At 42.1% G+C, this 11,237-nt stretch carries 14 protein-coding genes and 1 tRNA gene; all 15 read left to right on the top strand.

Annotated elements, in window-relative coordinates; translation table 11 throughout:
• On the top strand, positions 1-855 hold an 855-nt coding region (gene queA, locus NTU69_04270), incomplete at its 5' end, for a tRNA preQ1(34) S-adenosylmethionine ribosyltransferase-isomerase QueA (protein ID MCX5802740.1).
• Between the two features lie 69 nt (positions 856-924).
• Positions 925-2,061 carry a tRNA guanosine(34) transglycosylase Tgt gene (gene tgt, locus NTU69_04265; GenBank protein MCX5802739.1) on the top strand — a complete coding sequence of 379 codons (1,137 nt, stop codon included), beginning with the start codon at positions 925-927 and terminating at the stop codon, positions 2,059-2,061.
• Positions 2,036-2,350 carry a preprotein translocase subunit YajC gene (gene yajC, locus NTU69_04260; protein MCX5802738.1) on the top strand — a complete coding sequence of 105 codons (315 nt, stop codon included), beginning with the start codon at positions 2,036-2,038 and terminating at the stop codon, positions 2,348-2,350. The genes tgt and yajC overlap by 26 nt, the downstream gene beginning before the upstream one ends.
• Position 2,351: 1 nt before the next feature.
• Complete coding sequence (gene rpsF / locus NTU69_04255) at positions 2,352-2,705, top strand: 30S ribosomal protein S6 (protein MCX5802737.1); 354 nt, start codon at positions 2,352-2,354, stop codon at positions 2,703-2,705.
• On the top strand, positions 2,702-2,971 hold the full coding sequence (locus tag NTU69_04250; protein MCX5802736.1) for a hypothetical protein: 270 nt from the start codon (positions 2,702-2,704) through the stop codon (positions 2,969-2,971). Before rpsF ends, NTU69_04250 begins: the two co-directional genes overlap by 4 nt.
• The gene (gene rpsR, locus NTU69_04245; protein MCX5802735.1) at positions 2,972-3,241 is read left to right on the top strand and encodes a 30S ribosomal protein S18; all 270 of its coding nucleotides are present in this window, start codon (positions 2,972-2,974) and stop codon (positions 3,239-3,241) included.
• 13 nt (positions 3,242-3,254) lie between these two features.
• Positions 3,255-3,704, top strand: coding sequence for a 50S ribosomal protein L9 (rplI, locus tag NTU69_04240; GenBank protein MCX5802734.1), 450 nt, complete (start codon positions 3,255-3,257; stop codon positions 3,702-3,704).
• On the top strand, positions 3,705-5,066 hold the full coding sequence (dnaB, locus tag NTU69_04235; GenBank protein ID MCX5802733.1) for a replicative DNA helicase: 1,362 nt from the start codon (positions 3,705-3,707) through the stop codon (positions 5,064-5,066).
• On the top strand, positions 5,063-5,593 hold the full coding sequence (locus tag NTU69_04230) for a CDP-alcohol phosphatidyltransferase family protein (protein MCX5802732.1): 531 nt from the start codon (positions 5,063-5,065) through the stop codon (positions 5,591-5,593). The genes dnaB and NTU69_04230 overlap by 4 nt, the downstream gene beginning before the upstream one ends.
• Positions 5,594-5,663: 70 nt before the next feature.
• Positions 5,664-6,662 carry a type I glyceraldehyde-3-phosphate dehydrogenase gene (gene gap, locus NTU69_04225; protein MCX5802731.1) on the top strand — a complete coding sequence of 333 codons (999 nt, stop codon included), beginning with the start codon at positions 5,664-5,666 and terminating at the stop codon, positions 6,660-6,662.
• A gap of 75 nt (positions 6,663-6,737) precedes the next feature.
• Positions 6,738-7,931 carry a phosphoglycerate kinase gene (locus NTU69_04220; GenBank protein MCX5802730.1) on the top strand — a complete coding sequence of 398 codons (1,194 nt, stop codon included), beginning with the start codon at positions 6,738-6,740 and terminating at the stop codon, positions 7,929-7,931.
• Positions 7,928-8,689, top strand: a complete 762-nt coding sequence (tpiA, locus tag NTU69_04215; GenBank protein MCX5802729.1) for a triose-phosphate isomerase — start codon at positions 7,928-7,930, stop codon at positions 8,687-8,689. The genes NTU69_04220 and tpiA overlap by 4 nt, the downstream gene beginning before the upstream one ends.
• A complete protein-coding gene (secG, locus tag NTU69_04210; protein MCX5802728.1) occupies positions 8,683-8,979 on the top strand; it encodes a preprotein translocase subunit SecG in 297 nt (98 codons plus the stop codon). The genes tpiA and secG overlap by 7 nt, the downstream gene beginning before the upstream one ends.
• A gap of 2 nt (positions 8,980-8,981) precedes the next feature.
• Positions 8,982-9,067: transfer RNA gene (locus NTU69_04205), tRNA-Leu, on the top strand.
• Between the two features lie 498 nt (positions 9,068-9,565).
• The coding region (locus NTU69_04200; GenBank protein MCX5802727.1) for an amidohydrolase family protein at positions 9,566-11,237 on the top strand (1,672 nt) is incomplete at its 3' end.

Raw genomic sequence — 11,237 nt, 5'->3', positions numbered from 1 at the left:
CTTGTATTGAATGATAGCAAGGTGTTGCCAGCAAGACTGAAGGCCACAAAGGATACCGGAGGTATCATCGACATTCTACTTGTTGAAAGGATAAGTGATAACCGGTGGTTTTGCCTTGCAAATGGCGTGAAGAGAGGGGTAACAGAATTAAGGGTTTCTGTTGGTAATGTTGAGGCAGGCCTGACAAAAGGTGAGGGTTTTTGGGTAATTGAGTTTTTTTATGATGGTGATATCTATGATATTATAAAGAAATATGGGAAAATGCCACTTCCTCCCTATATAAAGAGGAAGGAAAACGATGGTTCTATTGATTTTGACAGGTATCAGACGGTTTATGCAGAAGCGTTAGGTTCTATTGCAGCCCCGACTGCTGGTTTTCATTTTACCCATGAATTGCTTGACAGAATAAAAGGGATGGGTATCAATATAGTAAAGATTACCCTCCATATCGGGGTTGGGACATTTTTTCTTGTAAAAAAACGGAATATAGAAGAGCACGTGATGCACAGTGAGTACTACCATATTACTCATGATGCAAGGACATATATTAAGCGTACGAAGGCTCAAGGGAGGAGGATTGTGGCCTGCGGGACAAGTGTGGTAAGGGCATTAGAAACGCTCTCCATGGAAAATGGGAATACACCACCTACAGGAAAGACCCGGCTATTCATCTATCCTAACTACAGATTTAAAATGGTGGATGCATTAATTACTAACTTCCATTTGCCAAGGTCTACGCCGCTTCTCCTTGTTTCTGCTTTTGCCGGGAAGGAAGAGATATTCAGATGCTACAGGGAAGCCCTGAAAAGGGGTTATAGATTTTACAGTTATGGAGATGCGATGTTTATTTGTTAAGTGAATAGTGAATAGTGGAAAACAAAAAAACCAATTACCAATTACGAATCACGAATTACTGTATTGATTATGAAGACCATTGAAATTTTGAAAGAGGATGGACTTGCAAGACAGGGCATCCTTAAAACAGAACACGGGGATGTGGAAACCCCGGTATTTATGCCAGTAGCAACCCAGGGTACAGTGAAGGCTACTACCCATAAAGATTTAAAGGAGATGGGAATAAAGATGATTCTTGCAAATGCATACCATCTTTATCTCAGGCCTGGTGACGGTCTTATAAAGGAAATGGGAGGTATTCACAGATTATCAGGGTGGGATGGAGCAATCCTTACAGACAGCGGGGGATACCAGCTTTTCAGCCTTGGTGTTCTGCGGGAGATCAAGGAGGACGGGGTTTTGTTCCAGTCTCATATAGACGGGTCAAAACACTTTCTCTCCCCGGAAAGGGTGATGGAGATACAGGAAAATATAGGTGCAGATATATACATGTGTCTTGACGAATGTGTTTCCTATCCTTCATCTTATGAGTATACAGATGCCTCTGTTGAACTTACTTCCCGGTGGGCAAAAAGGTGCAGGGATGCAAAAACTGATAATGGGGCATTATTGTTCGGGATAGTTCAGGGTGGTTTTTATAAACCGTTGAGAATGAAGTCTGCTCATGATTTGATAGGAATGGATTTCGATGGTTACGCTCTCGGAGGGTTAAGCGTTGGGGAACCCAAAAGTATCATGTGGGATATGGTAGATACAATTATAGAACTCTTCCCCCGTAACAAGCCGAGGTATCTCATGGGCCTTGGTTTTCCAGATGATATTGTGGAAGGGGTAAGAAGGGGGATAGATATGTTTGATTGCGTAATCCCAACAAGACTTGCAAGGAACGGAAATTTGTTTACATGGAATGGAAGGATAAACATAAAGAATGCAAAGTATACGAGGGATGAAAGGCCTGTAGATGACGGGTGCGAATGTTATACCTGCAAAACGTTTTCAAGGGCCTACCTTAGACATCTCCTTGTATCTCATGAACTCACAAGTTTCTATCTGAATACGCTCCATAACATGTATTTTTATAGTGATTTGCTGAAAAAGGTGAGAGAAGCGATCAGCAAGGGAATGTTCGAAATATTTTATGATGATTTTAAAACTAAATGGAAGGGAGGTGAGCTACAGGATGAATATAGCGTATGCAATGGGTAGTCAGGGAGGTTCTGGTTCTGGACAGGGGGGCGGGTATATGGCCTTTTTACCCCTAATCCTTTTGTTTGTTGTCTTTTATTTTCTATTAATCAGACCACAACAAAAAAGGTCAAAGCAGCAGAAGGTATTTACTGAAAATTTGAAGAAAGGTGATAAAGTTATAACTTCTGGTGGTGTGTATGGTACAATAACAGGGATTACTGATGACGCCGTTACCATAGAGATTGCTGAGAAGGTAAGGGTAAAAGTCTTAAAAAGTGCAGTAGTAGGCAATGCGAAAGGAGAGTAAAGTGGGAAGATATGAAAATATTGTTGTAATTAACCCGGATTGCACCAAGGAGGAGGAAGAAGACCTGCTCAAAAGAATAAAAGGGAATATAGAGAAATCCGGCGCCACCATAATTAAGGTTGATGATTGGGCAGTGAGAAAACTTGCATACCCTATCAAAAAGAAGGATAGGGGCCATTATTTCTTTTTTCTCCTCGATATGGACGAGGGGGGCGTTACCGGGCTTGACAAGTTTTACAGAAACCTTGATCTAATCCTCAGATACATCTTTGTGAGTGTTGATGAGAAAGAAAAGGGTCTTGAGAAACCACCTGACCAGGTTGTTTTTGATGAACTGGAAGGTGAATTTTTGTGAACAGAATTTTCCTCTCAGGAAAATTAAAGACAAAACCAGAAGTGGTTTATACCCCTAAGGGAGAAAGGATAGTCATGTTCCCTTTATGGGTTGAAGAAGGAACCTTTAGTATTGACGTGGTACTTATCGACCGACAGGGAATCAAGGATTTTGGAGAGATGGTGGGAAGGAATATAATGGTATCAGGGATGCTTACAAAGACCATGGTAAAGTCGCCTGATGTTTTTAAGTTAAAAGCAAATAAAATCTTATGGATGGAGGAATAAATGGCACGATTTGTAAGAGCAGCAAGAGGGCATGATACCCAGAAAAAGAGGGTATATGTAAGGAAAAGGGTTTGCAGGTTCTGTCAGGACCAGAATTTAGTAATCAATTATAAAGACCCGAAGCTCCTGAAGCATTTTATTACAGAACGGGGGAAGATAATGCCCAGGAGAATGACAGGGACATGCGCCAAACATCAGAGAAAATTGAAAGAGGCGATAATGATGGCACGACATATTGCCTTTCTTCCTTTTACCACACTTTCAGGATAATGGAGGCTACGTTATGAAGGTCATACTTACAGAGGATGTGCTGGGTACTGGCAAGAAGGGCCAGGTTGTTGATGTGAAGGATGGCCATGGAAGAAATTTTTTGATACCGAGAGGGTTAGCTCTCCCGGCAACGGAAGGTAACATTAAAAGATTTGAGAATATTGTAAAAGGCCTTTCGAGTAAAAAGGGGAGGAACTTAAAGACTGCAGAAGAGATGAAAGCAAAAATAGAGGAATGCTCCCTTACTATCAAAAAAAAGGCTGGCATGGATGGAAAGCTCTTTGGTTCTGTAACACCAAAGGATATCACTGAAGCAGTAAAAAAGGTTCTTGGTGTGGAGATAGATAAAAAGAACGTGAAGATTGATGAACCAATCAAGATGACCGGTGCATATACCATAGAGGTCCACCTGAAACAGGATATCAATGCAAAGGTGAAGATTGAGGTAGAAAAAAAGGAATAGATGGCAAAAGCTCCGAGAAATATGCAGGGACTAAAAAGCCGTATCCCGCCTCAGAATTTAGAGGCTGAGCAGTCTCTTCTCGGCGGTCTCCTCGTTGACCCCGATTCTATAAATAAAATAGTTGATATCGTAAGTCCTGATGATTTTTATAAAAATGCCCACAGTAAGATATATGAGGTTATGCTTGACCTCTATGAAAAGAATGAACCCATCGACATTATCACTGTAAGCAGCGGCGCCAAGGATAAGGGAATTATAGAAACAGTGGGGGGGATTACATACCTTAACACCCTCGTTGACCAGATGCCAAGTGCGGCGAATATCATACAGTATGCGAAGATGGTCAGTGAGAAGGCGCTCCTCAGAAAACTCATGAACGTGGCCACTGAGATTATAGAGAAAGGGCATGAGGTAGATACAAATGTAGATGGTTATATAGACGAAGCAGAGAAAATGATATTTCAGGTTTCTGAGAATAAGTTCAGACCCTCGTTCCTTTCTGTGAAAGATATAGTGATGGAGAATGTAAAGACCATCGAGAGGCTGTACGAGAAGAAACAATTCGTTACAGGTGTACCGACCGGATTTACTGAGCTTGACAAGCTTACAAGTGGTTTTCAGCCTTCCGATTTGATTGTAGTAGCAGGAAGGCCCAGCATGGGGAAGACGGCCCTTTGTATGAATGTCGCTCAGTATGTGGCAACGATGAAGGATGGGGCTTTAGCCGTGGGCATATTTTCTCTTGAAATGTCCAAGGAGCAGCTTGTTACAAGGCTTCTTAGCTCTGAATCAGAGATAGAGCATACGAAACTCAGGACAGGTACGCTGTCAAGTTCAGAGTGGCCAAAACTTGCACAGGCGGCAGGCAAACTATGTGAGGCGTCGATTTTCATAGATGATTCTCCTTCCATGGGTGTACTCGAACTTCGGGCACGGGCAAGAAGGTTAAAAAAGGAACATGGCCTTGGACTTTTGATTGTGGACTATTTACAGTTGATGAGAGGCAGGGCTTCTATGGAGAGGAGGGAACAGGAGATATCGGAGATTTCGAGATTTTTAAAGGCCCTCGCAAAGGAGCTTTATATACCCGTTGTTGCCGTATCACAGTTAAACAGAAGGGTTGAAGAGAGAGATGAGAAAAAACCAAGGCTTTCAGATCTCCGCGAATCAGGTGCGATAGAGCAGGATGCAGACGTAATCCTCTTTATCTATAGAGACGAAATTTACAATAAGAACCCTGAAAACCCACATAAAGGTACAGCAGAAATAATCATCGGGAAACAAAGAAATGGGCCAACTGGTACCATAGAGCTTGCTTTTTTAGATAAATATGCAACCTTTAAGAATCTGTATAGAGAATGAACCTTCCGAATCTTCTCTCGATTTTCCGTCTTTTTCTCACCTCCTTTTTTATAGTATCAATCAATCAGGGAAGGTTTAGGGTAGCCCTTTACCTTTTTGTCTTGCAGGGTATAAGTGATATGCTTGATGGGTTTTTTGCAAGGATAATGGGCAAAAAAACCTATCTCGGGGCTTTTCTCGATCCTATAGCAGATAAGGTGATGCTTGTCTCTTCGTTTACTGTTCTATATTTGCAAGGTATCATCCCTCTCTGGGTTACGTGTGTTGTGCTGCTCAGGGATTTTGTAATATCCTCAGGTTTTTTAATTCTTTATAAGCTTTCATACAAGGTGAAACCATCGCCGGCTTTTTTGGGTAAGTTAGCCACAGTCTCTCAGATAATTACAATCATCTATATCCTGTGGTCCCATACCAGGACATATGAAGTGTTCTTTTTTTATGCTACTACCTTCTTCACGGTAGTTTCCGGCTTTCAATATATACTGAGAGGATTTCGTATCTTATTGAAAAAAGAGGTTGTTTGCTGATTAGCTTTCAAATTATTTGACAACCACCCTTAGTTTTGATTAGTATTTAAAGCAAAAACAGGAGGTTCACATGTCCGTCAAGGTGGCTATAAATGGCTTTGGAAGGATAGGAAGGCTTGTTTTCAGAGCTGGTTACAAGAACAAAGATGTGGAATTTGTGGCCGTAAATGATATTACTGACGCTCATACCCTTGCCTATCTCTTAAAGTATGATTCGGTCCATGGGACTATGGATGGAGATGTAAAGGCAAAGGATGACGCGATTGTCGTGAATGGAAAAGAGATAAAGTCTTATGCCATAAGAGAGCCGGAGAATTTGCCCTGGAAGGAACTCGGTGTGGATGTGGTGCTTGAAAGCACTGGAAGGTTTACTGATAGGGCAGGGGCAGAAAGACACATGAAAGCAGGCGCAAAAAAGGTTGTCATATCAGCGCCTGCAAAAGGTCCGGATGTAACGTTTGTGTTGGGGGTTAACCAGGAGATTTATGATAAGACAAAACATCATGTAATATCCATGGGCTCTTGTACAACAAATTGTTTGGCGCCAATAGTAAAGATATTACAAAAAGAGTTTGGCATTGAGTATGGCCTTATGACCACGATCCATGCATTTACAAATGACCAGGTTGTGCTGGATGAACCGCATAAGGACTTGAGGAGGGCACGTGCAGCTTCTCTCTCTATGATACCGACTACAACAGGCGCTGCAAAGGCCATTTCTGAGGTTATACCTGAGTTGAAAGGAAAACTCGATGGTTTAGCCATCAGGGTGCCCGTACCAAATGTGTCTATAGTGGATCTTGTTTTAACATTATCGAAGAACACAAGCAAGGAAGAGGTCAACGGTAAGTTTAAAGAGTATGCGGCAGGGCCAATGAAGGGAATACTGTTGTGCTCGGATGAGCCATTAGTTTCATGTGATTTTAATGGAAACCCTCATTCTTCTATAGTTGACTTAGCCAATACAAATGTAATTGGTGGAAAAATGGTGAAGGTGCTTTCCTGGTATGATAATGAATGGGGTTTTTCAAACAGGATGTTTGAATTGCTATCCTTTATTATGAAATAAGTTAAAACAGGGTATAGGGTATAGGGGATAGGGGATAGCGTACTAACCCCTAACCCTTGAAAAGGTGGAGATTGTATGAAATATATAGACCAGGTTAATATAAAGGGTAAAAGGGTTTTTATCCGGGTTGATTTCAATGTGCCGATTGATGAGTATGGGAATATCACAGACGATACAAGAATAAGGGCGCATTTACCGACGATCAACTATGCCCTTGATGAAAAGGCAAAGATAATTGTTGCCTCACACATGGGCAGGCCCAAGGGTAAAAAGGTAGATGAGCTTTCATTGAAACCTGTTGCCAAGAGGCTTTCAAGGTTTTTGCATAAAGAGGTGATATTTGTAGATGATTGTGTGGGTGCCGGGGTTGAAAACGCCATCTCTAATATGAAAGAAGGGGATGTAATTCTCCTTGAAAATCTCAGGTTTTACGCAGGGGAAGAAAAGAATGATAAGGAGTTTGCCAGGCAGCTTGCTGTGTTCACAGACGTGTATATAGATGACGCATTTGCTGTGTCTCACAGAAAGGCAGCCTCAAACACTGCAATAACAGAGTTTGTTAATGTATGTGCTGCTGGTTTTCTTATGCGAAACGAACTGGACTATTTTAGCAGGGCCATGGGGAATCCGGTGAGACCTCTCGTTGCAATCATTGGCGGCGCAAAGGTATCTGATAAGATAGGGGTCCTTGAAAAACTGGTAGAAAAGGTGGACAAGCTTATTGTGGGTGGCGGAATGGCCTTTACATTTCTGAAGGCCCTTGGCCATGAGGTTGGCAGCTCTCTATGCGAAGAAAATATGCTAAATATGGCAAAAGATATAATCGAGAAGGCAAAAGGCAGAAATGTAAAATTCTATCTCCCTGTAGATTGTGTTATTGCAGAGAAGGCATCAGCTGATGCAGAGGTGAAGGTCTGTACAGTTCAGGAGATCCCAAAGGGCTGGATGGGTCTCGACATTGGCCCCGCAACAACTTCGTTATTCTCCGAGGCATTGCAGAACGCAAAAACTATAGTATGGAATGGCCCAATGGGCATGTTTGAGCTTGACCCTTTTAGCAGGGGGACCTTTGCCATGGTAACCTATGTGGCTAATGCCCACGCACTAACTATTGTTGGCGGTGGTGATACGGATGTAGCAGTCCATCGTGCGGGTGAAAGCCTTAAGATATCATACATATCTACTGGAGGAGGGGCATTTCTGGAGCTACTCGAAGGCAAAACAATGCCAGCAATTGAGGCACTGGAAGCTTCTGGAGGTAACCAATGAGAACGTGGATGGTTGCTGGAAACTGGAAGATGAACAATACAATTAATGAAGCTATAGCCCTTTCTAAGGCTGTAAAAGAAGGGACAGCTGGATTAAAGAAGGGTGAGATCGTTTTAGCCCCACCTTTTACCGCTTTATACAGCGTGTATGAAACGATTAAGGGCTCCCATATATCTCTTGCTGCGCAAGACATGTTCTTTGAAGATAAGGGGGCATACACAGGGGAAGTATCCCCATCGATGTTAAAGGATGTGGGTTGTACTTATGTAATTATGGGACACTCGGAGAGAAGAAAGTATTTCTATGAGCGTGATGAGGATGTGAACTTAAAGGCAAAGAAAGGTCTCCTTTCAGGACTAAAGCCAATCATATGTGTGGGTGAGACCGAAGAAGAAAGGGAGAAAGGGGTTACAGAGTTTGTAGTTGGGCTCCAGGTGAAAAAGGCACTTTATGGTATAGATAATATAGATGGTATCGTAATAGCCTATGAACCTGTATGGGCCATAGGCACAGGTAAGGTTGCCATGCCCATTGAGGCGGAAGAGGTACACAGGTTTATACGGAATGTATTGGGCGATGTGTATGGAGATGTATGTAAGATGACAAGGATACTTTACGGAGGCAGTGTGACCAAGGAAAATATAGGCGAATTGATAGATATGGAAGATATAGATGGTGCCCTTGTGGGTGGAGCCTCCTTGAAAGAGGAAGGTTTTGTTGGTATAATAAAAAAGGTAGCGGAGAAGAGACAATGTTAACAGCTATAGCCATTATTCATGTTATTATGTGTATTGCTCTTATTCTTATAGTTCTCTTGCAGACAGGAAGAGGTTCTGAGATTGGGGCAGCCTTTGGGAGCGGGTCGAGTCAGACACTCTTTGGTAGTTCAGGTACTACGAGTTTTATGACCAAGCTTACTACAATTACTGTTGTAGTGTTTATGACGACGAGCCTTTTGCTTGCATATTTTTATAGTCACAAGGAATCCATGATAAAAAAGGCTCCTGCACAAACTGAGGAAAGGTTACCGGTCAAGGATAAAAATTGATTGCCGGAGTGGTGGAATTTGGTAGACACACCATCTTGAGGGGGTGGCGGGGAAACCCGTGCGGGTTCAAGTCCCGCCTTCGGCACCATAAATACAGTTCGGAGTTCGGCGTAAATTAAAAATAAGGTTATTATAGGCGATTAAAGCAGCTTTTAGCCTGTCTTCTACTTTTTCTTGAGTGTCTCCTTATACCATTTTGCGATCTATCGGATACATTATTGCTTTTAAGGAAACCATCTTTTCCATTCGCCAACTCAAAACTCTTACCCTTTCTGTGACTCAAGTTCACTCGATGGACAAGGGCTTAAGACTACCCGCTGAAGGACATGCCTGCCCATCGTCCCCTGCTAAAGCTGGGGAACGTTCACTTTCGTCATGAGGGGTTACCCAAGAATTTATCGATGCTCATTCAAGAGAAGGGTTTCCTTCCTATCTGTTGCTGGAAGATTGCAAAATGGTATTAGAAAACATGATCATTTTTCAATTCATCTTTCATTCTTAAGCACACTGCACTACTATTTGGGATTTTACAAACCTACGGCTTTTGTGTTAAATAAAAAAGCTAATTAAAAATAAGGATAAAATCATGCAAAAAGAAATATTAAAAGACTTACTCAATGTTGTAAAAGGACTAACCCCACCGGACCTTATTATAAGGAATGGGAGGCTTATAAATGTATTCACCAATAGCATAGATGATAATCTTGTGATAGTTATCAAGGGTGGCTTTATTGCATCGATCGAGGAGGATAATGGCTCTTCATATGGTGATGCAAAAGTAATAGATGCCGATGGTCAGTATCTCTGTCCTGGTTTTATAGACGCGCACACACATCTGGACAGCATGTATCCATTCTTCGAACTTGTTCCTTACGCAATAAAAGGCGGAACAACAACAATAATTACTGAGTGTGCAATGGCTGCATGTGCCTGTGGAATGGAAGGCGTGAAATCGTTCATAGAAAGCACAAAGGGATACCCCCTGAGATGTTACTTTGTTGCACCCCCCTTAACACCTCCATTCCCTCAGATGGAGAGTTGTTTGGGGCTAAGCCTGAAGGAATTTTCAAAATTACTTAGAAGAGAAGATTTTCTTGGCATTGGAGAGGGTTACTGGACAAGATTGGTTGAGGGGGATGATAGGGTACTGAAACAGGCAGTATTGGCTATGTCGTTGAATAAAAGGCTTGATGGTCACTCGGCTGGAGCAAGAGGAAAAAGACTGACCGAATACGTCCTTACCGGTATAACATCCTGCCATGAATCCGTCACAATAGATGAGGTGTTGGAGAAACTTAGATCTGGTCTTTACATTATGATCAGGGAAGGCTTTGTGAGAAGGGAGCTTAAGGAACTGTCCAGATTGAAAGACATGGATGTGGATAAAAGAAGGATTATGCTGGTTTCAGATGTCTTTGATGCGGTAATGCTCTATGAGGAGGGGTATATGGATTCGGTAGTCAAAAGAGCCATTCAATACGGCATCCCTCCCATAGAAGCCGTAAAGATGGTCACAATAAACCCGGCAGATTATAGTGGGTTGAGACACTTAGGCGCCATAGCCCCATTAAGGTATGCCGATATCCTCTTCTTGAAAAATCTTGAAGATGTCTCAATTGAGAAGGTTATGGTAAATGGTGAAATTCTCTATAAAGATAGGGTTTTCACAAAGGCGATAAAGCCATATCATTATCCGGAGGAGATGAGGCACTCAATTAAGCTGGAGAAGTTCAAGGAGGACGATTTCAAAATAAAAGCCAGCCCCAAAACCGATTTAATAAGGGTTATTGAAATAGCCAATCAAACAATAACGAAAGAGGTAGCATTTAAGGCAGAAGTGAAGGATGGTTTTTTAGAAAAAAATCTTCAAATGGACATTATACCTGTGGCTGTCATCAACAGGAGAGATAGACATCGCATTGGAAAGGGTTTTATAAAAGGGACAGGCATTAAATCCGGAGCATTGGCAACAACCCTTATATGGGATACTACAAATATTCTTACCATAGGAAGTAATGAATCGGACATGAAAGAGGCTGTCAACAGGCTTATAGAGATTCAGGGAGGGATTACAATATCAAAAAATGGTAAAACTATCTACGAATTCCCTATGCCTGTCTACGGTGTTATCCCGCTCGATAGCATGGAAGAATTACGGGACAAAACAAAAGCCCTTGATGAGGGGATGGGTGAGATAGGTGCATCTTTAGAAAGGCCGTTCTTAACACTCCAGACAATTCCTTTCACAGGTCTTCCTT

Source organism: Pseudomonadota bacterium, from assembly GCA_026388215.1.
GTDB lineage: Bacteria > Desulfobacterota > Syntrophorhabdia > Syntrophorhabdales > Syntrophorhabdaceae > JAPLKF01.
The sequence above is the reverse complement of the archived record's forward strand: the minus strand, read 5'-3'. Positions and strand labels throughout refer to the sequence as shown.

Bases quoted from the DNA above. Each gene is read 5' to 3' on its own strand.
- tgt (MCX5802739.1), top strand. From the start codon at position 925: ATGAAGACCATTGAAATTTTGAAAGAGGATGGACTTGCAAGACAGGGC.
- yajC (MCX5802738.1), top strand. From the start codon at position 2,036: ATGAATATAGCGTATGCAATGGGTAGTCAGGGAGGTTCTGGTTCTGGA.
- rpsR (MCX5802735.1), top strand. From the start codon at position 2,972: ATGGCACGATTTGTAAGAGCAGCAAGAGGGCATGATACCCAGAAAAAG.
- rplI (MCX5802734.1), top strand. From the start codon at position 3,255: ATGAAGGTCATACTTACAGAGGATGTGCTGGGTACTGGCAAGAAGGGC.
- dnaB (MCX5802733.1), top strand. From the start codon at position 3,705: ATGGCAAAAGCTCCGAGAAATATGCAGGGACTAAAAAGCCGTATCCCG.
- NTU69_04230 (MCX5802732.1), top strand. From the start codon at position 5,063: ATGAACCTTCCGAATCTTCTCTCGATTTTCCGTCTTTTTCTCACCTCC.
- gap (MCX5802731.1), top strand. From the start codon at position 5,664: ATGTCCGTCAAGGTGGCTATAAATGGCTTTGGAAGGATAGGAAGGCTT.
- NTU69_04220 (MCX5802730.1), top strand. From the start codon at position 6,738: ATGAAATATATAGACCAGGTTAATATAAAGGGTAAAAGGGTTTTTATC.
- tpiA (MCX5802729.1), top strand. From the start codon at position 7,928: ATGAGAACGTGGATGGTTGCTGGAAACTGGAAGATGAACAATACAATT.
- secG (MCX5802728.1), top strand. From the start codon at position 8,683: ATGTTAACAGCTATAGCCATTATTCATGTTATTATGTGTATTGCTCTT.